This is a genomic window from Shewanella ulleungensis (genome assembly GCF_014648315.1).
Classification (GTDB): Bacteria; Pseudomonadota; Gammaproteobacteria; order Enterobacterales; family Shewanellaceae; genus Shewanella; species Shewanella ulleungensis.
In genome coordinates this window covers 226,104-249,753 of the sequence record NZ_BMQW01000003.1, presented here as the reverse complement: position 1 = coordinate 249,753, position 23,650 = coordinate 226,104, and the positions used below count along the sequence as shown (strand labels likewise).

General features: G+C 41.3%; 19 protein-coding genes. 11 read left to right on the top strand and 8 right to left on the bottom strand.

All coding sequences use genetic code 11. From position 1 onward, the window contains the following. Positions 1 to 100 precede the first annotated feature (100 nt). Positions 101 to 727, bottom strand: a complete 627-nt coding sequence (upp, locus tag IEY40_RS07825; protein WP_188954937.1) for a uracil phosphoribosyltransferase — start codon at positions 725 to 727, stop codon at positions 101 to 103. A 241-nt stretch (positions 728 to 968) separates the two neighbouring features. Between upp and purM the strand changes: the two genes are divergently transcribed. Together purM and purN are read left to right on the top strand one after the other, a co-directional pair. Next, on the top strand, positions 969 to 2,006 hold the full coding sequence (purM, locus tag IEY40_RS07820; protein WP_188954935.1) for a phosphoribosylformylglycinamidine cyclo-ligase: 1,038 nt from the start codon (positions 969 to 971) through the stop codon (positions 2,004 to 2,006). Further along, on the top strand, positions 2,006 to 2,650 hold the full coding sequence (gene purN, locus IEY40_RS07815; protein ID WP_188954933.1) for a phosphoribosylglycinamide formyltransferase: 645 nt from the start codon (positions 2,006 to 2,008) through the stop codon (positions 2,648 to 2,650). Before purM ends, purN begins: the two co-directional genes overlap by 1 nt. 86 nt (positions 2,651 to 2,736) lie before the next feature. Here the strand turns inward: purN and cysB are convergent, their stop codons facing one another. Continuing rightward, complete coding sequence (gene cysB / locus IEY40_RS07810; RefSeq protein ID WP_188954931.1) at positions 2,737 to 3,714, bottom strand: HTH-type transcriptional regulator CysB; 978 nt, start codon at positions 3,712 to 3,714, stop codon at positions 2,737 to 2,739. 386 nt (positions 3,715 to 4,100) lie between these two features. On the opposite strand from cysB, the gene IEY40_RS07805 reads away from it, so the two are divergent. The 3 genes from IEY40_RS07805 to IEY40_RS07795 all read left to right on the top strand — a co-directional run bounded on the left by IEY40_RS07805 (position 4,101) and on the right by IEY40_RS07795 (position 6,731). Next, entirely contained in the window at positions 4,101 to 4,880 is a 780-nt protein-coding gene (locus IEY40_RS07805; RefSeq protein ID WP_188954929.1) for a hypothetical protein, read from the top strand. Between the two features lie 199 nt (positions 4,881 to 5,079). Next, a complete protein-coding gene (locus IEY40_RS07800) occupies positions 5,080 to 5,487 on the top strand; it encodes a LexA family protein (RefSeq protein WP_188954926.1) in 408 nt (135 codons plus the stop codon). Beyond that, entirely contained in the window at positions 5,475 to 6,731 is a 1,257-nt protein-coding gene (locus IEY40_RS07795) for a Y-family DNA polymerase (protein ID WP_188954924.1), read from the top strand. The genes IEY40_RS07800 and IEY40_RS07795 overlap by 13 nt, the downstream gene beginning before the upstream one ends. A 170-nt stretch (positions 6,732 to 6,901) precedes the next feature. Here the strand turns inward: IEY40_RS07795 and topA are convergent, their stop codons facing one another. Further along, entirely contained in the window at positions 6,902 to 9,541 is a 2,640-nt protein-coding gene (gene topA, locus IEY40_RS07790) for a type I DNA topoisomerase (RefSeq protein ID WP_188954922.1), read from the bottom strand. A 383-nt stretch (positions 9,542 to 9,924) separates the two neighbouring features. Here topA and astB point away from each other — a divergent pair, with 383 nt between their 5' ends. After that, positions 9,925 to 11,259 (top strand): N-succinylarginine dihydrolase, encoded by a 1,335-nt coding sequence (astB, locus tag IEY40_RS07785; RefSeq protein ID WP_188954920.1) that lies wholly within the window; start codon positions 9,925 to 9,927, stop codon positions 11,257 to 11,259. Positions 11,260 to 11,415: 156 nt separating this feature from the next. Here the strand turns inward: astB and IEY40_RS07780 are convergent, their stop codons facing one another. Further along, entirely contained in the window at positions 11,416 to 13,866 is a 2,451-nt protein-coding gene (locus IEY40_RS07780) for a hypothetical protein (RefSeq protein WP_188954918.1), read from the bottom strand. Positions 13,867 to 14,091: 225 nt separating this feature from the next. Between IEY40_RS07780 and IEY40_RS07775 the strand changes: the two genes are divergently transcribed. Continuing rightward, positions 14,092 to 15,399 (top strand): dicarboxylate/amino acid:cation symporter, encoded by a 1,308-nt coding sequence (locus IEY40_RS07775; protein ID WP_188954916.1) that lies wholly within the window; start codon positions 14,092 to 14,094, stop codon positions 15,397 to 15,399. A 129-nt stretch (positions 15,400 to 15,528) separates the two neighbouring features. Then, entirely contained in the window at positions 15,529 to 16,197 is a 669-nt protein-coding gene (locus tag IEY40_RS07770) for a LysE family translocator (protein WP_188955334.1), read from the top strand. 24 nt (positions 16,198 to 16,221) lie between these two features. Here the strand turns inward: IEY40_RS07770 and IEY40_RS07765 are convergent, their stop codons facing one another. The 3 genes from IEY40_RS07765 to IEY40_RS07755 are packed head-to-tail and all read right to left on the bottom strand — an operon-like array spanning position 16,222 to position 19,272. Next, a complete protein-coding gene (locus tag IEY40_RS07765; RefSeq protein WP_188955332.1) occupies positions 16,222 to 17,739 on the bottom strand; it encodes a PhnE/PtxC family ABC transporter permease in 1,518 nt (505 codons plus the stop codon). 10 nt (positions 17,740 to 17,749) lie between these two features. After that, positions 17,750 to 18,433 (bottom strand): ATP-binding cassette domain-containing protein, encoded by a 684-nt coding sequence (locus tag IEY40_RS07760; RefSeq protein WP_188954913.1) that lies wholly within the window; start codon positions 18,431 to 18,433, stop codon positions 17,750 to 17,752. Next, on the bottom strand, positions 18,433 to 19,272 hold the full coding sequence (locus IEY40_RS07755) for a putative selenate ABC transporter substrate-binding protein (protein WP_428848155.1): 840 nt from the start codon (positions 19,270 to 19,272) through the stop codon (positions 18,433 to 18,435). The genes IEY40_RS07760 and IEY40_RS07755 overlap by 1 nt, the downstream gene beginning before the upstream one ends. Positions 19,273 to 19,464: 192 nt before the next feature. Here IEY40_RS07755 and IEY40_RS07750 point away from each other — a divergent pair, with 192 nt between their 5' ends. Next, positions 19,465 to 20,139: a response regulator gene (locus IEY40_RS07750; RefSeq protein ID WP_188954910.1), complete on the top strand. Its 675-nt coding sequence runs from the start codon at positions 19,465 to 19,467 to the stop codon at positions 20,137 to 20,139. Continuing rightward, complete coding sequence (locus IEY40_RS07745) at positions 20,130 to 21,476, top strand: ATP-binding protein (protein ID WP_188954908.1); 1,347 nt, start codon at positions 20,130 to 20,132, stop codon at positions 21,474 to 21,476. Before IEY40_RS07750 ends, IEY40_RS07745 begins: the two co-directional genes overlap by 10 nt. Positions 21,477 to 21,517: 41 nt before the next feature. Here the strand turns inward: IEY40_RS07745 and IEY40_RS07740 are convergent, their stop codons facing one another. Then, a complete protein-coding gene (locus tag IEY40_RS07740; RefSeq protein ID WP_188954906.1) occupies positions 21,518 to 22,213 on the bottom strand; it encodes a 2OG-Fe(II) oxygenase family protein in 696 nt (231 codons plus the stop codon). A gap of 115 nt (positions 22,214 to 22,328) precedes the next feature. Between IEY40_RS07740 and IEY40_RS07735 the strand changes: the two genes are divergently transcribed. Further along, complete coding sequence (locus IEY40_RS07735; RefSeq protein WP_188954904.1) at positions 22,329 to 23,576, top strand: cyclic di-GMP phosphodiesterase; 1,248 nt, start codon at positions 22,329 to 22,331, stop codon at positions 23,574 to 23,576. Positions 23,577 to 23,650: the final 74 nt, after the last annotated feature.

Genomic DNA, 23,650 nt, shown 5'->3' with positions numbered 1-23,650 from the left:
CCCATTTTGTTAACGATACTTTTTAACGACTTAATATCGTTTATTCGGCCTGCACTCGGGATAATGGATGGAAATAAACTTTTATTATCCAGAAATCAGGTTATTTAGTACCAAAAATCTTATCACCAGCATCACCTAAACCAGGCAAAATATAACCTTGCTCATTCAAGCAATCATCAATTGCAGCGGTATAAAGTTCGATATCTGGATGCGCTTCTTCTAACGCTTTAATCCCTTCAGGAGCCGCTACAAGTACTAATGCTTTAATTGAAGTACAACCACGCTTTTTCAATAAATCGATAGTCGCAATCATTGAGCCGCCTGTTGCAAGCATTGGGTCGACAACCAACGCAATACGTTCTTCTACATTGCTGACTATTTTCTCAAAGTAAGGAACTGGTTGTAGCGTTTCTTCGTCACGATATATACCCACAACAGAAATACGCGCACTTGGAATATGCTCTAGCACACCGTCCATCATACCTAAACCTGCACGTAAAATAGGCACTACCGTGACTTTTTTACCTTTAAGTTGCTCAATACTGACAGGGCCGTTCCAACCTTCTATCGTCACGGTTTCAGTTTCAAAATCAGCTGTTGCTTCATAGGTTAATAAACTGCCCACTTCTGTGGCCAATTCACGAAATCGTTTGGTGCTGATATCCGCTTCACGCATCAAACCGACTTTATGACGAACCAGTGGATGCTTAACTTCAACGACTTTCATTTCTTTCTCCTAGATTTTCCGACTTTTCAGGCAAATTTGACAAATGTTAGTCGATTTATCCCCTCTATAAAACATAAAGTTTCAAAATTGCAGTAAATCGTGAGCTAAACCAATAAAAAATAGGCAATTCATCGTTTTCTTTTCAGGATAAAGTAAAAACATGGCTTTCGACTAATGAGACAAACTGATAGAATACTGCCGCATAAAATTCCATAAAACGATGTACCCTAGAGGATCCTCCGTGAGCACTCCTACCCCCCTAAGTTACAAAGACGCCGGCGTTGATATCGATGCAGGTAATGCGTTAGTTAGCAACATTAAATCTGCGGTAAAACGCACTCGCCGTCCAGAAGTTATGGGCAATTTAGGCGGTTTTGGCGCACTATGCGAATTACCGACTAAATACAAACACCCTGTACTGGTTTCGGGCACAGATGGTGTTGGTACCAAATTACGTTTAGCCATTGATTACAAAAAGCACGACACTGTTGGTGTCGATTTAGTTGCCATGTGTGTTAATGACTTAATTGTATCTGGTGCTGAGCCACTTTTTTTCCTCGACTACTATGCTACTGGCAAATTAGACGTTGAAACGGCTACCTCTGTTGTCAATGGCATTGCAGAAGGCTGTTTCCAGTCTGGTTGTGCATTAATTGGCGGTGAAACTGCAGAAATGCCTGGCATGTACGAAGGCGAAGATTACGATCTTGCAGGCTTCTGTGTTGGTGTTGTTGAGAAAGCGGACATCATTGATGGCACAAAAGTGAAAGCTGGCGATGCATTAATTGCTTTAGGTTCTAGCGGTCCTCATTCAAATGGTTATTCGTTAATCCGTAAAGTGTTAGAAGTCAGTAAAGCAGATACACAGCAAGACCTTGCTGGTAAGCCATTGATAGAACACTTACTTGAGCCAACGAAAATTTACGTTAAACCATTGCTGAAACTAATCGAACAGTCAGAAATCCATGCTATGGCGCATATCACTGGCGGTGGATTCTGGGAAAACATCCCACGGGTACTTCCTGAAGATTGTAAAGCCGTTGTAAAAGGTGATTCTTGGCAATGGCCAATAGTGTTTGACTGGTTAATGCAAAACGGTAATATCGCTCAACACGAAATGTACCTCACGTTTAACTGTGGTGTAGGCATGATTATCGCCCTACCAGCAGACAAAGTAGACGCAGCATTAGCATTGCTTAAAGCTGAAGGCGAAAACGCTTGGTTAATTGGTGAAATTGCAACGCGTCAAGGTGACGAAGAGCAAGTGGAGATCATCTAATGAGCCAAAGCTGTCGTGTTGTGGTGCTGATCTCTGGCAGTGGTAGTAATCTTCAAGCCATTATTGATGGTTGTGACGATAACTTAAACGCCAATGTGGTTGGAGTCATTAGCAACAAACCGGATGCTTATGGATTAATCCGCGCTCACCATAGCGAAATTGATACCAGTTGCGTTATCGCTTATAAAAATGAAACGCGCAGCGAATACGATGCACGTTTATTAGCTGCCGTTGAAAAATATCAGCCTGATTTAATTGTTCTTGCTGGTTTCATGCGCATTTTAACCGATGAGTTTGTTAGCCGTTTCCTTGGGAAAATGATCAATATCCATCCGTCATTATTACCTAAGTACACGGGCTTAAATACTCATCAACGAGCGATAGAAGCTGGTGATAACGAACATGGGGCTAGCGTACATTTCGTTATTCCAGAGTTAGATTCTGGCCCAGTAATATTACAAGCAAAAGTGCCTGTATATTCTGATGAAGATGCCACTGTTTTAGCAGAACGAGTACACGAACAAGAACATGCTATTTACCCGTTAGTGGTAAAATGGTTTAGTTTAGGTAGATTGACAATGACGGATGGCAAAGCGTATTTAGATGGCGAATTAATTGGTCCATCAGGTTATGCGCCAGACTAACTTGTTCTATTTGTATATGAATGATTAGCACTGACAAAAAACCTCGCTTTTTAGCGAGGTTTTTTATTGTGTCCACACAATGGATACTATTTAACTGGCAGTGAAATATCGGCAAACATTTCATCAATCAATTGTTGATCTCGTAAAGCTACGGCCTTTTCAACTACATCTCGGGTTAAATGTGGTGCGAAGTGTCGCATAAAATCATACATATAACTGCGTAAAAAACTTCCACGCCTAAAACCAATTTTAGTTGTGCTATGGGCAAATAAATGACTAGCATCAATCGCGACTAAATCTTTATCAACTGCAGGATCAATAGCCATAGAAGCAATAACACCCACTCCTAAGCCTAAACGTACATAGGTTTTTAATACATCAGCACTCGTTGCACTGAACACTACTCGAGGGTCTAAATCTGCGCGTTTAAATGACTTTTCAATTTCAGAGGCTTTATCAAAGCCAAACACATAAGTCACTAACGGATGTTCTGCTAAGTCTTCAATACTGATTTTTCCAGATTGAGTCGCCAAAGGATGATCGCGGGTAACCACAATTGAGCGATTCCAATGATAACAAGGCAACATAATTAAATCGGTATATAAATGCATAGCTTCTGTGGCGATAGCAAAGTCTGCATCACCTCTTGCGGCTTGCTCGCTGATTTGTGAAGGCGTGCCTTGATGCATATGCAAGTTAACTTTAGGATAACGCTTAATAAACTCACGAATAATTTGTGGAAGCGCATAACGGGCCTGCGTGTCCGTGGTGGCAATATTTAACTCGCCTTGGTTAGGTTTGGTGTACTCTTCAGATACTTTCTTAATACTGTCTACTTTGCTTAATATATCATTTGCAATATCAATTACTTGCTGACCAGCTGGCGTGACATGAGTTAAATGTTTACCACTGCGTCCAAATATTTGAATACCCAACTCATCTTCCAGCATTCGCACCTGTTTACTGATACCTGGTTGTGAGGTATAGAGGTTTTCTGCTGTCGATGACACATTAAGATTATGTTTAACGACTTCTGCAATATATCTAAGTTGCTGCAGTTTCATGGTGTGATCCTTGATTTAACCGTCACCTATCCACACATGACGCGAATAAGAATAAAGTTTATTTGTGTTTTACATAACTAGAACTAGCGTTCAACTATGACAAAACGATATACATAACGTGAAATGTAATATATATAGTAATAACGAGCAAGAAAAAAACCGATAAATATCTCATATCTACAGTCAATAAATGATTTGTTCGATCTGTTTAATGATTTATCCGCAAAACGACTTATTATTCAACGACAGCCGTAATAACATACGCTAAGATATAGAGTAATTTTGATGAAGTTTATTAATCAACTTTTTCACTCATCAAAATCACTTTTTAGCCGTCATTATTGGCTGTTTTTACCATGAGATATGAAAGATAAAATGGAACCTTTATGTCCTTAATTTTGGTATTAATTCTTATCGGCGCACTGCTATTACTCATTATTGGTTTTAGTATCGTCCAACAACAAAAAGAGCGCGCAGAAGCTGAACGCCGAGTAGAAGTATCGCGCCAACGCGCCATTATCGACGAAACCGATGCCGTATTGTCTAATACGGGTATGGCCCCCTGCTCTAGCCACATAATGCTTGTGCTATATCGCCGTATTCAAGATGCATTGGAACAATCAATTGCGCATGCTTCTGGTCAATTGAAATCTGACTATGAACGCCGCCTTGCTGATATAAAAGCACAAATAACAACGGTATCTAACTCACCTAGCCAAGTGCCTGCCATTGAAAATTTTCGCTTACCAGACAATGACAGACAAATTTTAGAGTTAGTAAAAACCCTTAAAAAACTGAAAGCTATTTTACGAGCTGAACATAACAAGGGAAAAGTTGACCCCACCGTATTTGCCGAAGAAGAAATGCGTATTGATAACTTACAATTGCGCATTAATGTTGAATCGATGATTAGCCGTGCCCGTGCAGCTTGCTTTATGAAGCAATATGGTTCGAGCAAACAAATGGTGACAAAGGCATTAAATACTTTGCACACAATTAAAGCCCAAACGCCAAATGACCCATTTATTGCGCGTAAAGTCGATGAAGCCAAACAATTACTCGATGAAATTATGGGGGCACAACGTAGCAGCGAGCCAACGGCTCCTAAGCCTAAAAAAGAAGGCGACGATATTGATATGCTGTTTCAACCTAAAAAGAAATGGTAATGCTTCTTGCCCCAACGGGTTAATTATCTAACTAACTAGCCTCGTAAAGAGGCTTTTTTGTGTCCCACTTTTAGCGCTTACCTGCAGACTCAGCTATCGCGCATCACAATCTTTCGCAATGAATATTTGATCATTCCTGTTTCGCTGCTAATATACTGTTTATTTATACAGTGTTATTACAGGTTAACTTGGTACTGATATGAAAGTGATCCCAATCTATATTGCTGGCGGTATTAGCGGTTTTGAGTCGCCGGCAGCAGAGTACAAACAGCGTCCATTAAGCTTAGATGAACTGTTAATTACTCACCCAAGCGCGACGTTTATCGGTAAAGTTCAGGGTGACTCAATGACCGGCATTGGTATTTTTGATGGTGACTTAGTCATTGTCGATCGCAGTTGTACTGTAAAGAATGGCCAAGTTATTGTGGCTAACTTTAACGGGGAGTTCGTGTGTAAAATGATCGATCTCAAACGAAGATTATTGCTCTCTTCCAACGATGCTTATGCCGATGTAGTAATTAATCAGTATGATGATTTTAGCATTGAAGGCACAGTCATCTATTCAATACGATGCCATGATGATGCGGTCAATTTATGTTCGCGTTAGTTGATGCCACTTCATATTACTGCAGTGCTGAACAGGTCTTTAGACCTGAATGGCGTCATCGTCCGGTAATTGTATTATCCAATAATGATGGTTGTGTGGTGGCAGCCAATCGCCTTGCAATTGAATTGGGGATCCCCAAGTTTCAGCCCTACTTTAAAATCGCCAATCTTTGCCGCCAACATCAAGTGGTTGTGTTATCCAGCAACTATGAGTTATACGCAGATTTGTCAGCAAAAATGATGCAAGTGATTGGCCGATTCGCCCCTGAGCAACATATTTACTCGATTGATGAATCTTTTCTCTCCTTTAAGCATTGCCAGCAAGCCATTCCGTGTTTAGCCACTCATGCAAGACGTATTCGACAAACGGTTTGGCAATATACTCGGCTGCCCGTTTGTGTGGGTATCGGCTCAACATTGACACTTGCAAAAGTAGCGAACAAAGTCGCTAAATTAACATCTGCATCTAAAGGGGTGTGCATAATAGATAACGAGGTAACTCGCCAAGCAACATTAGCTTCACTACCTATCAGCGATGTTTGGGGTATTGGCCGTAAAACCGCCGCCAAGTTAACTGTAATGAACATTAATACCGCTTGGGAACTCGCAAACACCTCACCCACCATGATGCGCAAGCAATTTAGCATTGAAATAGAGCGTACAATTCGTGAACTTAATGGCATAGCATGTAAACAATGGGATGAAGTAAAGGCCGATAAACAACAAATATTCTCAACCCGCAGCGTCGGTGAACGTATTACCGATATTGACAGCTTACATCAAGCGTTGTGCATGCATATCTCTATCGCGGCTGCCAAAGCTAGAAAACAACAATCTTTGTGTAAGGTGATGATGTTATTCGCGCATAACTCGCCTCATGATAGTTACCCGCAAAGTTTTAAAGTGAATGTTAACTTTACCTGTGCCACACAATGTAGCGCTGAAATGACTCATGCCGCATCATCGGTAATACATCAGCTTTACCGTCCAGGAGTGCATTATTATAAAGTAGGCGTAGGACTACTCGATTTAGTGAATAGTCAACACCAGCAATTCGACCTATTTAATGCCAGCAAAGCCAAACCACAATTGATGCAGGTACTGGATAATATTAATCACCGTTATGGCAGCGACACCCTATATCTAGGTGCACAAGGAGCACAACAAAAATGGACGATGCACAGAGATTTTTTAACACCACAATACACCACTGATTGGCGCCACATTCCGATTATTCATTGTTAATCATGCCCATTTTTATCGATTCAAGATCTATTTAGGTGGCGTTCCAAAAATAGTGCATATAAAACTGCAACCGTCGTCATCAAAAATGTAATACCATTATTGTAATACAGTAAATAGCGACCATAAAAAAGCGCTACCCGAGGGTAACGCTAATATGATTGAAGTACTGCTTACTTCTTGGTTTTTTTCTTAGTCGATTCGCTAATCCACTTACCATTAACAAATTTCGCAGACCAGCCTGTCGCTTTACCATCAACTTCGGTAGCAACGTATTGCTCTTTAGTTTTACGGCTAAATTTAACAGCGGCTTTATTGCCGTCGTCATCTTCAACAGGTGCATCAGCAAGATAGGCGTACTTAGGCCATAATAGTTCACGGTAAGTAACCAGCTCTTCCACTAAAGGCGCTCGAGTTTCGCGTGATTTAGGAAAAGTACTCGCGGCTAAAAATATACCTGCAGCGCCATCTCGTAACACAAAATGGGCATCAGACTTGGTACATTTTAAATCTGGCAAGAAAATAGGATCTTCTTTTGGTGGCGCAGCTTCACCACTACGTAACAACTTACGAGTATTTTTACACTCACTGTTGGTACAACCAAAATATTTACCAAAACGACCGTTTTTAAGTTCCATGTCATTGCCACAACGATCGCACTCAATCAATGGGCCTTCATAGCCTTTAATTTTAAACTGGCCCGCTTCAACTTCATAGCCATCACATGATGGGTTATTACCACATACATGTAACTTACGAGACTCGTCAATGAGGTAACTGTCCATTGCCGTGCCACACTTGCCACAACGATGTTTCGCGCGTAATGCTTCCGTTTCACCATCTTCATTATCGCTAACAGCTTCTTCACCAGGGGTTAAGTTAAGCGTAGTTTTACAACGCTCTTTTGGTGGTAGTGCATAACCAGAACAGCCTAAGAATACTCCAGTAGAACCAGTACGGATACCCATTGGACGACCACAGGTAGGACACTTAATGTCTTCTGTTAGTACCATCTCATTTGGGCGCATACCGCCTTCTGTTGGATCTAATTCAGCCATCAACAGTTGTTTAGTGAAATCACCGTAGAAACCGTCAAGTACTTTTTTCCAATCCAGCTTGCCTTGAGCGACATCATCTAATGTTTGCTCCATGCTGGCGGTAAAATCGTAGCTCATTAAGTCTTTAAAACTATCGACCAAACGTTCACTGACAATCTCGCCCATTTTTTCAGCGAAGAAACGGCGGTTATCCACTTTTACGTAACCACGGTCTTGGATGGTTGAAATAATTGTGGCGTAAGTTGATGGACGTCCGATACCACGTTTCTCCAACTCTTTGACTAATGATGCTTCGCTGTAACGCGCTGGCGGCTTAGTAAAGTGTTGTTTTGGCAATATTTGTTCAAGTGTGAGCTTGTCACCCTTTTCAACCACAGGCAAGGTGCTGTCTTCTTCGTTTTTCTTACCCATTGGTGGTTGTACGCGAGTCCAACCATCAAAACGTAACGTGCGGCCACTGGCTTTTAATTCATAATCACCCGCTGTCACGGTTAAACGAGTCGCATCATATTGAGCAGGTGTCATTTGGCAAGATACAAATTGACGCCAAATGAGCTCATATAAACGCTGAGCATCACGTTCCATATCGGTTAGTGAAGCAGACTGCACGGCAACGTTTGACGGTCTAATCGCTTCGTGAGCCTCTTGTGCGCCTTCTTTACTGCCATAACGAATAGGATCGGCAGGCAAATACTTCGCGCCAAACTCAGAACCAATCATTTCACGCACATTTTCAACAGCTTCTTGGCTTAGGTTTGTTGAGTCGGTACGCATATAAGTAATATGGCCCGCTTCATACAAACGTTGCGCCATCATCATCGTCTTTTTAACACCAAAGCTGAGACGAGTACTGGCCGCTTGTTGCAATGTAGAGGTAATAAATGGTGCCGAAGGCTTGCTTGACGTTGCTTTGTCTTCACGAGCAGAAACAACAAATGTTTCATTACGCAATGCATCGACTGCAACTTGGGCTTGTGCTTCATTAATTGGCTCAAATGCAGCAGATTGATATTTCATCACCTGCATTTTTAAACTTTGCGCTTTAGTGGTATTTAAATCAGCATGAATATCCCAAAACTCTTCAGGAACAAACGCCTTAATTTCACTTTCACGCTCAACAACTAAACGCACGGCTACCGACTGAACACGGCCTGCAGATAAGCCACGGGCAACCTTTTTCCATAATAAAGGTGACACCATAAAGCCAACAACACGGTCTAAAAAACGGCGTGCTTGTTGAGCGTTAACCATATTGGTATCAAGTACCGATGGTTTGCTAAAAGCATCTTGAATAGCAGTTTTGGTAATTTCGTTAAATACCACACGTTGATACCGCGAAGCGTCGCCACCAATAATTTCCTGCAAATGCCAGGCAATGGCTTCCCCTTCACGGTCCAAATCCGTTGCGAGATAGATGTGGTCAGCATTTTCAGCTAACGCTTTTAATTCTTTAACCACTTTTTCTTTGCCAGGTAAAATTTGATACTTGGCTGCCCAGTCTTTGTCTGGGTTGACGCCCATACGCGCCACAAGTGCTTGCTTGTCTCTGATTAGCTTGTATTTAGCTTTTTCTTCAGGTGACATTTTTCTGACTTCAGCTGCGGTTTTAGTTGCAGTTGTACCGTCAGAAGTAGACGAAGTCGGTAAGTCACGGATATGACCTACACTCGACTTCACGATGAAATCTTTACCAAGATATTTATTAATTGTCTTGGCTTTGGCCGGCGATTCGACAATAACTAGCGATTTACCCATAGTTTTATTTGCGCCAAAAAGTCTCAAAATATAGAAAATTGATTCCATATATAGAGGGTTGAGACAATAGTTTCAAGTTAATCCCTCTTTTATATAGGTTATTAAGTCATTTTTTAAACAATAGTAAAAAATAGAAAAAATAATATGCGTTTTTTAAACGTAATTTTTCACTTAATGATACTTGCGAGCATCTTCAGTGCATTTTTAGTCATTTATGCGTGTTTGTGCAAAATTAACACGCCTTGTTAACCCTAATAGCTTCAGTATACTGGCATTAATTTAGCGTTAACTGACATGAGCAATCACGTTTCCTTTTTTATAAGTAACACAAAAAAGTGTAACTACAATAATAATTATTCACAAAAATTCTCAAGGGATCACGAATGAAGCATTTTGAAGCAAACTTTGATGGCTTGGTTGGACCAACCCATAACTATGCTGGATTATCGTTTGGTAATGTCGCCTCATTAAGTAATGCGGCACTCACCTCAAACCCAAAGGCAGCAGCCAAACAAGGTTTACAGAAAGCCAAAGCATTAGCGGATTTAGGTATGGTACAAGGCGTATTGGCCCCACAGGAGCGCCCAGATCTATACACATTACGTCGAATTGGTTTTTCTGGGTCAGATGCTGAAGTATTACAAAAAGCGGCTCAGCAGGCTCCTGCACTGCTTAATGCTTGTTGCAGCGCGTCGAGTATGTGGACAGCAAACGCAGCAACCGTTTCACCCAGTGCCGACACCCGAGACGGTAAAGTGCACTTCACTCCGGCCAATTTAGTCGATAAATTACACCGCAGTATTGAACCCATTACCACAGGCAATATTCTGCAAGCCACATTTAATAACGATCGCTACTTTAAACATCATCAACACCTCCCTGAACATACAAGCTTTGGTGACGAAGGCGCAGCAAATCATACGCGTTTATGTAGCGAATATGGACACGCTGGTGTTGAGTTATTTGTTTATGGGCAAGAAGCGACTAATCCAAGTGCAGTAAAACCAACAAAATATCCAGCACGCCAGACATTAGAAGCATCACAAGCGGTCGCAAGATTACATCAACTCGAAGATGAAAGTTGTGTATTTATGCAGCAAAACCCTGATGTTATCGATCAAGGTGTATTCCACAATGACGTGATTTCCGTCGGTAACCAAAACGTGTTGTTTTATCATGAACAGGCTTTTTTAAACACCGAAGCCAAGTTCGATGAAATTCGTCGTAAAATGAACACTGAGATGCATTTTGTGAAAGTAGCAACTAGTCAGGTATCAATCGATGATGCGGTTCGTAGTTACTTGTTTAATACACAGATTATTACTTTACCTTCTGGCGAAATGGCGATTATTGCGCCCACTAATTGCCAAGAAAACCCTGCGGTATTTGCTTACCTAAATGAACTAGTCACGCTAGGCACTCCAATTAAGCAAGTACGTTATTACGATGTAAAACAGAGCATGCAAAATGGTGGTGGACCAGCATGTTTACGCTTACGCGTAGCAATGAACGAGCAAGAAGTCGCAGCGGTAAACCCAAACACGATAATGAATGACGCCTTGTTTACTCGTTTAAATACCTGGGTAGAAAAACATTACCGTGATCAACTTACGGTAAGCGATCTTGCTGATCCGCAATTGATTATCGAGTCACGCACCGCATTAGATGAGCTAACGCAAATTTTAAAGCTGGGCAGTGTGTATCAATTCCAACGTTAAAATAATATCGAAAGAAAAAAGCCAGCCACTTTCGTCGCTGGCTTTTTTTATGTGTGTCCCGTCCTGAGATAAGTTGACACATTGGAGACTTATCTATGAAACAAAAAGGGCGCTAAATGCGCCCTTCTATAAACAACTTCACACATTGATTAACGATTAAAGAATAGTAACCCCAATCGATACTACCGGCGTGACTAACCCATTAGGTGATTCAACTTCAACAAGGAATACTCCCGAGTTAGGTTCATCTTCACCTTTGATCGTAGTGGTAAATTGACGACCACCATTATAACTCGAGCTCGGCCATGTGTATTCACTTGAACTGACTACAGAACCCGCAGATGTTGTAAATCGTACAATAGAACCCGCTGGCATTTGCTGATTATGCAAATCAGAAATAGTAAACGTTGCCGTTGCAGAGCCTTTACCCACAATAGTCATGCTGCTTTCACCTGAATGAGTGCCAGTGCTATCAACAACGATAATATCGGCTGGTGCAGTAGCAAACGCTGTACTGCCAGACATCACTAAGGTTAAGCTACGACGGACAAATAATGACTTAGAATCTGTTATGCCATCAGCACATGCACTATGTACAGGTTCAGAGCACAACACACCATTGTATTTGCCGTCTTTGAGGTCAAAAACTTCGTTAGAGTTGAAATCAACTAACTCTTCTAATGAACCACCTGTCTGACCACCAGTTTGCTGAGGGTTAAAGAAACCATCTTCGTTATAATCGTTAAACGCATCATTTAAATCAAACGATTGGCCTGTCACATCTGTGCCAGTAAGAAACTCTGACGCTTCTGACGCATCAAATCGGCCATTACCATTAAGGTCAGGGAAAGACTCTTCGCCAATCGCAGTCGCAGTAATTGTTGCGCGTCCACCGTACTTTTGACCATAAATGTTGCCATATATGTCAAGAGTAGAATCGTATCCTAGCGTAGCATCAGGATTACGGACCATTTGTCCAGCGGCATTCAGCAAGCTTTGGCCTTCAGGTCTTGGTAACTGACTAGTCCACAGAACAGAACAAGCACCATCTACCGTTTGGCAGGCATCTTCAATAGAACCGCCTTCAGTGGTGAATGACACAGTCGTGCCATCTGGTACTGGGTTATTAAAAGCGTCAGCCATACGAGCAGTAATGGTCACTGTAGTACCATCAACGTCCCAACCTTCAGCATTCAGTAGAGTCGCCGCTACAGAAAAGCTGTCTTGATCAGGAATACCAGTCGACACAATTAATTGGCTAGATTGACTAGAAATAACAGGTACCGCACTATTATCTACAGTTGCAGTGACACGTAAAGAGGTCGCCACTGTACCCGTTGTAACAACTGTTTGAACTAAACCATCGCTATCCGTTGTTGCTTCGATAGGATCAATACCAACGCCACCCACACTGGTATTTAAAGAAAATTTCACATTTTGGTTAGCAACAAGATTACTATTTTTATCTAATACTTTAAATTGAACGATTGATGATTCTGTACCACCAGTACCTAAAATACTGATATTTTCAGGTGTGGCAGATACAAACACAATACTACCAACATCAGATTGCAGTACATTAATTGTACCTACGGCTGATAAGCTAATACCACCAGCACTAGCAGTAACATTAATTTGATCGACACCAACACACCCTTCTGCGCGATAAGTCGAACTTGCAACACCATTACTAGAAGAAACAGGTGAGCTGATTACCGCTTGAGCAGGACTTTTACTTGCACACGTTGAAGAAAAATAAACGTCAACGGGTTCAGTATAGGCATTTCCCTCATCATCTTGAATAGAAACAGAAATAGTTGCTGTTCCGCCTGCTGATAAATCGGTGGTACTAATAGACGCTACACCTTCAACAAATGGCGTACCGCTTCCCATAACGACATCTGTCGCGCCAACAACCACAATAGTCGAACCGGTTTCATTGGTTGATAAAGTTGCAGTTGCTTCTCCAGCACCTAAGGAACTGCCGGCATAAATATCCACTGTCGCTTTACCTGATGCATTGGTCACGGCAGTCGTTACAGGTAAGTCACCAATTGAACTTGCAAATGTAACAATTGAAGTTTTTGAGATGCCCGTTACTGTTGCCGTTAATTTACCAGGCGATAAAGTACTAATAGAATCAATACTGTTACCAGCCGAATCGGTTAACACTAATGATACTTGCGCACCACCGTCAGCGGCACCACCATCACCAGCCATGGTGACATACAAAGATGCAGTAACGCCTTCGGCTGTAGTCGCTGTAACTGTTGCGCCTGTATTGACTTCAGCAGTGTCTAATTGGATTGTTGCAACGCCGTTTGAATTTGTAACAACTTCACCAGTACTAGGCGAAAATGTACCGTAGGTATCATTGTTAAGTTCAAAGGTAACGAGCGTACTGAAAGCTTTACCCGTTGAATCCTTTACCGTTGCGGTAATGATTGCGGGTTCCGCAACTGAAATTTGAGAATTATCGATAGCTAAGGTTATTGTTGTCGTTGTATCACTATCTCCTGAATCATCTGTAATACTTCCCCCTCCGCCACAAGCGAAGAGAAAAAATGAACATAAAAGTGCAAAACATACTTTATATGCTGACCTCATTGTCAGGCTCCCTGTTACATTAAGATTAAACTAAATAATTATTATAGTTACTTATAGATTAACAATACGCAAATATCTTGTAACTTTACCATAACTCTACTGCTTTATTCGTTATTTATCAGCGAAAACTTTCACTTTATGGCCATTTCCTAAAAGAACGATTCCTGCTAGTCTTTAGACCATTCAATACAGATCTAAAAATATTATAATGAAAAGGAATACTCTGTGAGTAAACAAAGCAAGCTCGGACTCACGAGCAAAATTTTAATTGGTATGGGAGTCGGCATTTTATTTGGCCTCGCATTAAGGAACTTCTTCCCAGGTAGTGCATTTATTCAAGAATACATCACTAATGGATTCTTACATGTTATTGGCACTATCTTTATTTCCAGCTTAAAAATGCTCGTCGTACCGCTAGTGTTTATTTCACTTGTTTGTGGAACTTGCTCCTTAAGCGACCCCTCTAAGCTAGGCCGTCTTGGGGGTAAAACCATTTCATTCTACTTATTCACTACTGCCATTGCGCTTACAATCGCTATTTTAGCCGCCGTAATTATCCATCCTGGTAACGCAAGTCTTGCAGGTAACGCATTAGAATACACAGCAAAAGACGCACCAAGCCTGTCTGAAGTACTTATTAATATCGTACCCACAAACCCTATGCAAGCAATGAGTGAAGGCAACATGCTACAGATCATTCTATTTGCTGTTATTTTTGGTTTTGCGATCTCACATATTGGTGAACGTGGCGCACGTGTCGCATCATTCTTCAATGATCTTAATGAAGTCATCATGCGTGTGGTCACACTTATTATGCAGTTAGCGCCTTATGGCGTCTTTGCCTTAATGGCAACACTCAGCTTAACACTAGGATTAGAAACCTTTGAGAGTGTTGTTAAGTACTTCTTATTAGTCGTCGCGGTATTATTTATCCAAGGCTTAGTGGTTTACCCCACATTACTAAAGCTGTTTTCAGGCTTAAGTCCGCTAATGTTCTTACGTAAAATTCGTGACGTACAATTATTTGCCTTCAGTACTGCCAGCTCAAACGCAACATTGCCTGTCACCATTGAAACAGCAGAGCACAGAATGGGTGTAGACAATAAAATTGCCTCATTTACCTTACCATTAGGTGCCACACTAAACATGGATGGTACCGCCATTATGCAAGGTGTTGCGACGGTATTTATTGCACAAGTGTTTGGTATTGAATTAAGCATTATGGATTACGCAACGGTTGTTGTTACCGCAACATTGGCATCCATCGGTACTGCTGGGGTTCCTGGTGTAGGCTTAATTATGCTTGCTATGGTGCTTAACCAAGTGGGTTTACCCGTTGAAGGTATTGCATTAATTATTGGTGTCGACAGAATGTTAGACATGATCCGCACAGCAGTAAACGTAACCGGTGATGCTGTTGCGACTGTGATTATCGCTAAGTCAGAAGGTGAGTTTAACGAAGAAACCTTTAACAACTCACAAGCGGGTAAAGCGGCTAAAAGCTTTGAAGAGCAAGTGTTAAACAGTAAATAACAGACTTAAGTCAGCTCGAATATAAAAAAGCGCTAATATAGCGCTTTTTTGTTATCATTTTTCTGTATAACTGTGCCATGATCATTGGCTTATCCTAAAATACACAATAATTACTAGAGCACAATGAATATGGATATCACCTTATTAGCCAGTTTAGCGGTTATTCATTTAGTCGCATTAATGAGTCCTGGGCCGGACTTTGCCATCGTCGTAAAAATGGCCACACAACAAACACGCTTAACCGCCGTTTATTGCGCCTTGGGGATCGCTGCAGCCATTTTGGTTCATACATTATTGTCACTATTGGGGATCAGCGTGATGATCCAACAATCACCTGTGGCTTATATTGTGGTTCAGCTTATTGGTAGTGGTTATTTAGCTTGGATGGGATTCGGCGCACTAGCATCTGCTCTTAAAGCACTTAAATTAAAACGTCGACCAACTACTGTGGTGACGCCACCAATTGACAATGTGGCACAAATGTCGTCATTTAAAGGCTTTAAAATTGGCTTATACACCAATTTACTCAACCCCAAAGCATTAATCTTTTTCATTACTTTGTTTACAGTTCTCATTACCCCACAAGTGGGTTATGCCACTAAAACAGCGGCAGCAATATTATTATTTAGTTTGTCTTTTATTTGGTTTGGGTTATTAGCATTAGTATTATCTAAACCACGTATTCAACAAAAACTATTAGCGGCAAATACAATTATTGATTTATTAGTGGGGATTATATTTATTACTGTCGCCGTTACTATAGCAAGTAATATTGCCAGCAATATGATGAGTCAATGACTAGCTTAATAGAATCTAAATCGATTAACACGCTTGTAATTTGTCCCGCGGAGCTTGAAGAAGTTTGCGAGCAGTATAATCAACCAGCACATTTAATCCTGCTGTGAACATCAATAACAGTAACGCACCACTAAAGCGAATTTCCGCAAAGTTACTGTCCACATAAAACCCTAATGTCATTACACCTAACATGCCTAAAATAGCAGTTTCGCGGATTATGACCTCAAATCGATAAAACAATAATCCCATAAAGTGTGGATAAATTACAGGCAACACCATATAACTGTAATGATCTAATCGCGGACGATAGGTTAACGGCACAATAATGTCGTCAGACTGTCTAGCCATTAAAAAAACCATTAAACCGCTGTTGTGCAATGCTAACGCAATGATTGCTGGCAACATTGACGGGCCAAGTAATAACATAAACACAAACGCTAATAAGTATTCGGGTAACGAACGCAATATTAAATTAATCCCACGCATTAGTATTATCACCGGCTTTGGCATCATCAATGTCGTGTTGAGCGGTAACATGATTAAAGTTAACACATGGGTTAACCCCAATGCGCAACAAGCTAGCACTAACGTGGCCACAATTCCCGGCCATACTTGGTCGCGCACTAGTTCATAAGCCCAATCAAATACAGCAATAAACGTATCGACAGCGAACCAGGTTGTCAGGGTTTGCCCTTGGAGCATCGGTGGTAAAATATCAATGGAGACAAAGCGCCAAATAAGTTGGGGTTGAAATACGGGTAACTCAGGTAAAAAATACACTGCTAAGGGCAAGTAAACCCATAACATCAATGGCTTAGCCCAAAAACGAATAGTCCCTATCAATACGATAAACAATATCAACAGCGCCCCACCTTGCTGGTAATGGCCTTGACGAAATGCAGACTCTAAATAAAACCCTAGCGTCGGCATGCCAATAAAGCCTAATACCGCACTGCTTCTAAGCGCACATTCAAAGCGATAACGGATATAAGCCACAATTTGCGGATACATATGCATCCAGCGGCCATAAATTAGTGCAGAGAGTTTGTCCGTACCTTTAGGCAAAGTAAACAGCGTTTGCGAGGGAGCTTGTTGTAAAATATCCGCAAACACTCGAGCAAACGTGGCTGCATATGGCAGGCCAATAGCTAAAATCCCGGTAAGAGGAGATAAACCAAAAACTTGTAAAAAAATCAGTGCCCAAAAAATCTCATGGATCGCCCGAATAAAAGCGCAAATAGCCGCTATCAAAGGATGTTGATATGCGAGCGCTAATGGAAGCCCGAGTAGCAATCCCAAACAAATACCCAATAATGCAAAGCTGATTGTTTGCCATACTGCATCTAATAAATATTCGGTTGCGCCAAAGTCAGGTGTAATAAAGCCAGTAAACATCCGCCCAAGTTCAGCCCAAGGCTCTAATGCAATAACTTCTGTATCTGCAAAAAACCAGCACACAAACACAAGTAAAAATAACCCTAAGGTGATTCTTTGCCAGTGGCCAATAAAAGGAAAAAAACGTGTTGAAGAAGTATTTGCCATTTTGTCAGGGTTAACCTGCACTATGAGGTAGAGTTGACTCATCGGTCACAACATAATGTTGAGACAAGTGCGCCAGAGTGAGTTGATTAGCTTTAGTATCAAGCGCCACTTTACCTGCACTGATCACAATAATACGATCAAAATGTGCCAACGCCAGCTCGGCATCATGCAGAACACAAATAACACTTTGATGAGATTGTTTTATTAAATTGAGTAACCTGCCCCCCATAAGCGGATCTAAAGCCGAAAAAGGTTCATCGCCCATAAATACGGGTTGGTGTTGAAATAACGCTCTTGCTAACGCCACTCGTTGACGCTGCCCACCAGACAACTCACTAACTTTTTTTTGCAATGGCAGATTCAATTCAAGCTGTTGGCAAATCACGCTAATTTGTTGCTGCGGTTGTGTAAACGGTAGCAACAAATTAGCCATATTATACCAACGAGAATGACGCGCTAATCCTCCCATAAACACATTATGATAAATCGACAGATTATCGACTAAACCTTGTGCCTGAGAACACAAACACGTTTGCTCAGCCAGTTGTTGATACAGATGATGTAATAATGTCGTTTTACCGACCCCTGAAGGCCCTAAAATGGCAACATGCTCACTTGGATTAAGTGTCAAGTTTATGTTGGGCAAAATAACTTTTTGCCCATAGCCTAAATCAGTATCAACAACAGCAAGCATTAATCTAACATTCCAATTGCTTTTGCCACTCGCTCAATAGGCTCATAATCACTGTTACTTGCTGGAACAAATGACTCGCGTGGAAAACTGTCTAATAAATCTTTATCTTTCATGCCGATTAACGTTTTAGTTAGCTTTTCTTTAAAGCCTGCACCAAAGGTCTTATCAACACCAGAATGGACAGTCCATTGGTAATCTGGGTAAGTCGGACTTTGCCAAATCACGTTAACTTTACTGGTATCGACATCGCCTTTTTCAACTGCGGTGTCCCACACTTTGTAATTTACCGCACCCACTTGATATACACCGGCTTCAACTTGACTAATCGTGCGGCTGTGATCACCCGAAAAACCAATACGCTTAAAGATTTTATCGACAGATTGGCCAACATTACTCTCAATAAAATACTGCGGCATTAGGCGCCCAGATGTTGAGTCTTTTGAACCGAACGTAAAGGTATAATCATTCAATACCGGAAAACTATCAGTTGCAGCTAATTCAGTAGAATGATGCGCAATAATATAGCTTTTGAAAAACTGATCTTCAAAACCTTGTGCAATGGCCTCAGAACCAGGCACTAAACGACGAGCCTGCACACCAGATAAACCACCAAACCATGCTAACTGCACTTGATTGTTGCGAAAAGCCGTCACTGCTGCAGAGTAAGACTTCACTGGTATATATTTCACTTCAACGCCTAATTGCTCAGACAGATACACGGCGACTTTGTCAAAGCGAGTACGTAATTGGCTTTCATCTTCATCTGGAATTGCCGTAAATGTAAACGTTTCGCTTACTGCTACTGTTGAAAACAAGCTTAAAACGCCTGCTAATATCATTCCTGTAAATTTCATTTTAATCCTTTGATTATTCATTAATGGCATCATTCTAACGTCCCAAGACAACTTAACCTAGGGGGCTAACCATAATAGTGCAGGATATTTATTACGGTTAATATTCAACCAAACAAATAGATAAGGTAATATGAATGGAATATGACTCCTCTCATATCACCTTAGTTAAGGATAAAAATGCGTATATTAGTCATAGAAGACGATCCTATTTTATCGCATCACTTAACGGTGCAACTGAGCGATGCAGGTAATCAGGTACAAGTAGCCTTAACCGCCAAAGAAGGCTTTTATCAAGCAACTAACTACCCTATTGATGTGGCCATTATTGACCTTGGCCTCCCAGACCAAGACGGGATCAGCCTAATAAAATCTTTACGCTCGGCAGACATTAAAGCGCCAATCATGATTTTAACTGCACGCTTAACCTGGCAAGATAAAGTTGAAGGGCTCAACGCGGGCGCCGACGACTACTTAGTGAAACCCTTCCAAAAAGAAGAGCTCATTGCTAGGCTCGATGCCATCGTACGTCGAAGTGGCGGTTTTGTTCGCTCCATCATTACCAGTGGTCCATTACAATTAGATTTAGCGGCGAAACAAGTTAGCTTGCAACAAACACCACTAGACATCACAGCATTTGAATACCAACTGCTAGAATATTTAATGCGCCATTGCCATGAGGTGGTCGCAAAACAGCGTTTGCTCGATGTCATTTATGCAGATAAAGAAGGCGACCCTAATACTATCGAAGTGATGATAAGCCGGTTGCGGAAAAAGCTCAGTCAAGGCGGAATAATCGAGCCAATAGTAACTATTCGTGGCCAAGGATATAAATTTAACCACCCATGCGACTAACTTTGCAACCCAAAAATCGTTTACTCACTAGGGTGTTTGTTACCTCCTTGTGCATTATTGCCCTAGTCGGTTTTGGCTTAGCTTGGTTAATTAACTTACTCCACGCTCAAAATCGATATAACCAAACAACCAGCGCTCTTATTGCTAAACTCCCCATCATTGCAGCAGAATTTCGCGAAAATAATTTAGTGCCTATCACCCAAGCTCGAGAAGGTGATGACATTGATACCCAATACATTATGGCAACATGCAATGCGCGTTATGACACTTTATGGCGTTCAGAATTTGCCACTGGTTTAAACCTAAGCCAAATATGCGAACAATACCTCACGATTAAAGATGACTTACCGCCGTTTTATCTTAATTTTAACCAAAATCAAAGCTACTTTGCTTACCTACTGAGTATTGATGTCGACGCGCAAATGTACCATCTACTGATTTTACAAGATGCCAGCGAGCTAAAAGCAGAGCTAAGCCAGTTTAATCAACTCACCTATTTTAGACTCGCAATAGTCTTACTTGTTGCTTTGTTATTATTGATTAGCGCAGCATATTGGAGCATGCGGCCTTTAGCGCAATTAAAACTTGAGTTGGTCCAGTTGCAGCGAGGACGCAAAAACCGCTTATCTCAAGATTATCCAGAAGAATTACAAGGGATCACTACCGCGCTCAATCAATTAATCAGCCAAGCAGATGATCGCCAAACTCGTTATCAAAATGCGATGAATGATCTTGCTCATAGCCTTAAAACTCGTTTAGCCGCGAGCATAGCCATTATTGATGACAACACCCTAGAGAGACAGCAACAAAATAGACAAATCCTTGAGCAAATTAATGACATGGACCATCTTGTTCAATACCAACTAAAGCGAGCGATGCTCGGTCAACAAGGGCTGCATTTCCAACACACTGAGCTGCTACCCATTGTTGAATCGCTCGCACAAATGCTCACTAAACTGTACCAACAAAAACATGTTTCAATGACCTACAAAATCAGTGAGCATCTTGCGCTGCCATTAAGCAAAGGCGATGTCATGGAGCTACTAGGTAATTTAATGGAAAACGGCTTTAGACTGTGCATCAGCCAAGTGAGCGTGAGAGCTCATATCAAAGACGACAACAAAATATGCCTAAGCGTAGAAGATGACGGCCCCGGTGTGGATGACGCCATAAAACAAAAAATTATACAACGAGGCATACGCGCCGACACGCAATCACCAGGCCAAGGCATTGGCCTAGCCGTTTGCCATGAGTTGGTTAATAGCTATGGCGGCACATTGACAATTAACACCAGTAAACTTGGCGGCGCGGCATTTATTATTGAGCTTCCAATATAAGCGTCACAACTCTAATCAACTCAAATTTAGCCAATACCATTTTAGCTCAGTGGTGCGTATAATTGCTCTGCACGATTGAACATTGCCCAAGACGTTGCAATATACTTATCGTTACTAACTGGCACATTACCACGATGGCTGTGCGTAAAACCGGCAGGCGCTATCACCATGGTGCCTTTTTTAGGGTTTATTTTACGCTGCTGATAGTAAAACTCCGTCTCTCCGCCCTCTTCGACATCGTTTAAATAAAACATATATAACACCACACGGTGCAAGGCTTCATTATGACCGTTTTGCGGAAATTGCTCAGAATGCCAATGTGGGTAACCGCCGACACCTTTTTGATAATGTTGAATATTGATTGTTCCACTACGATATAAGTACTTTGTTAAAGTGCTTGCTCTTGGCATACCCAAAGCATCGAAGTTGTCGGGTGTTAATGTTTGAGGTTTACCCTGTTCATCGGTCACTTGTACTGACACAGCCCCCATTAATGCTAAAGAATATTGGCTAAAATAATCAGTTATATGGCTGAATGTTGCAGCCAATAGTTCATTTTTTAAGTCAGCTAAATCGGTAAAAGCATCTAACATTAAATCTCGGCTGCGCTTTTTTTCGCTATCTACGCCAAATCCAGTTTGACCAGGGCCAACATTTGGGTGGGCATTAAATGCAGCAATTAAGCGGTCACATAAATCATCGCTAATCGCATTGGGATATACTTCAATAAAATCCATAGAGGGTAACTATTATTTGTCCATTTATAGTATTATGCTGCCACGCCAACAAAGGCCCTGTAAAGCATAAAGGCAAACATCGCTTGTTGTTCCATAACGTCACTATGACTAAATTATGAAAAAAAACCAAAAAGTCGCTGTAGAACAACTTGAAGTTGGCACTTTTATTCGTCTGCCTATCTCGTGGAAAGATCATCCATTCTTGTTTAGCAGTTTTAAAATCAAAAATAGCGCCCAAATTGAGTTAATCAAAGGATTAGGACTCAAAGATGTCTTTTTCGACCCGGAAAAAAGTGACATTGAACCTGTCACCTCAGCAGACTCTCAGCAACCGCCTACAGAAGAAGAACTCACTACGCTGAAAGAACAAATGCTCAGCGACAAAACAGCTAAAATTGATGAACAAAAAAAGCTCATACGTGATTTAAAGAAAACCGAACAACAATTTGAACGCTCAGTGGCCATGATGCGCTCAATGGTGTCAAAAGTGAGCAGTCGCCCACTCAATGCCGTCATCGAAGCCAAAGATCTAATTAGTAACATGACCAGCATGCTGCTTAATTCAGACAATCTAGCATTGCATTTAATGGGTGATGCCAAAAACGATGAGCATATTTATCATCACTCACTCAACGTTGCTATGCTATGCATGTTAATGGCCAAAGAGCTTAACTGGAGCCGTGAAGAGGTTGAAACTATTGGTATTGGTGCGTTATTTCATGACATAGGCAAACTGAAAGTACCCAGTACGATTCTCAATAAACGAGTCGCGCTGTCTGCACCAGAAGAAAACTTTATCAAACAACACCCGTTAATGAGTATTAACTTTTTAAAGTTAGCAGACAGCTTCCCAGAGGAAGCAAAACCGTTAATCGCTAATCATCACGAATTTTTAGATGGTAGCGGCTTCCCACAAGGCCTAAAAGCAGACAAGCTTGATAAACTGTCACAACTGATTGCCGTAGTAAACGAATACGACAACCTGTGTAATGGCACCAACCAAAGTAAGGGTAAACCTCCCAGTGTGGCACTTGGAATGCTCTACAAAAACTACAATGCTAAACTCAATACAGAATACGTAGGTAAGCTCATCAAAATGCTTGGTATTTACCCACCGGGTAGCATTGTTGAGTTATCTAGTGGCCAATTTGCAATGGTGATGTCGGTTAACTTGCAGCAGTTATTATTTCCTAACATTGTGGTGTATGACCAATTGGTCCCTAAAGACCAAGCGCCAATCATTAGCTTACAAAATCACAACATCACCATAGTGCGTAGCTTACCTGCAGCTGCACTACCAAAGAAAATTCACGAATACCTTAACCCAAGAGATAAAATTAGCTTTGGTATAGGCACAAATTAAAAGAGCCTCAACAAGCTGTTTTGAATTAAATAAAGCCACTTACTAAAAGTAAGTGGCTTTTTGTTACATGCAAT

What these genes read in the sequence shown, in the direction of transcription:
- upp (WP_188954937.1), bottom strand. Translation starts at nt 727, where the DNA reads ATGAAAGTCGTTGAAGTTAAGCATCCACTGGTTCGTCATAAAGTCGGT.
- purN (WP_188954933.1), top strand. Translation starts at nt 2,006, where the DNA reads ATGAGCCAAAGCTGTCGTGTTGTGGTGCTGATCTCTGGCAGTGGTAGT.
- cysB (WP_188954931.1), bottom strand. Translation starts at nt 3,714, where the DNA reads ATGAAACTGCAGCAACTTAGATATATTGCAGAAGTCGTTAAACATAAT.
- IEY40_RS07805 (WP_188954929.1), top strand. Translation starts at nt 4,101, where the DNA reads ATGTCCTTAATTTTGGTATTAATTCTTATCGGCGCACTGCTATTACTC.
- IEY40_RS07800 (WP_188954926.1), top strand. Translation starts at nt 5,080, where the DNA reads ATGAAAGTGATCCCAATCTATATTGCTGGCGGTATTAGCGGTTTTGAG.
- IEY40_RS07795 (WP_188954924.1), top strand. Translation starts at nt 5,475, where the DNA reads ATGTTCGCGTTAGTTGATGCCACTTCATATTACTGCAGTGCTGAACAG.
- topA (WP_188954922.1), bottom strand. Translation starts at nt 9,541, where the DNA reads ATGGGTAAATCGCTAGTTATTGTCGAATCGCCGGCCAAAGCCAAGACA.
- astB (WP_188954920.1), top strand. Translation starts at nt 9,925, where the DNA reads ATGAAGCATTTTGAAGCAAACTTTGATGGCTTGGTTGGACCAACCCAT.
- IEY40_RS07780 (WP_188954918.1), bottom strand. Translation starts at nt 13,866, where the DNA reads ATGAGGTCAGCATATAAAGTATGTTTTGCACTTTTATGTTCATTTTTT.
- IEY40_RS07770 (WP_188955334.1), top strand. Translation starts at nt 15,529, where the DNA reads ATGGATATCACCTTATTAGCCAGTTTAGCGGTTATTCATTTAGTCGCA.
- IEY40_RS07765 (WP_188955332.1), bottom strand. Translation starts at nt 17,739, where the DNA reads ATGGCAAATACTTCTTCAACACGTTTTTTTCCTTTTATTGGCCACTGG.
- IEY40_RS07760 (WP_188954913.1), bottom strand. Translation starts at nt 18,433, where the DNA reads ATGCTTGCTGTTGTTGATACTGATTTAGGCTATGGGCAAAAAGTTATT.
- IEY40_RS07755 (WP_428848155.1), bottom strand. Translation starts at nt 19,272, where the DNA reads ATGATATTAGCAGGCGTTTTAAGCTTGTTTTCAACAGTAGCAGTAAGC.
- IEY40_RS07750 (WP_188954910.1), top strand. Translation starts at nt 19,465, where the DNA reads ATGCGTATATTAGTCATAGAAGACGATCCTATTTTATCGCATCACTTA.
- IEY40_RS07745 (WP_188954908.1), top strand. Translation starts at nt 20,130, where the DNA reads ATGCGACTAACTTTGCAACCCAAAAATCGTTTACTCACTAGGGTGTTT.
- IEY40_RS07740 (WP_188954906.1), bottom strand. Translation starts at nt 22,213, where the DNA reads ATGGATTTTATTGAAGTATATCCCAATGCGATTAGCGATGATTTATGT.
- IEY40_RS07735 (WP_188954904.1), top strand. Translation starts at nt 22,329, where the DNA reads ATGAAAAAAAACCAAAAAGTCGCTGTAGAACAACTTGAAGTTGGCACT.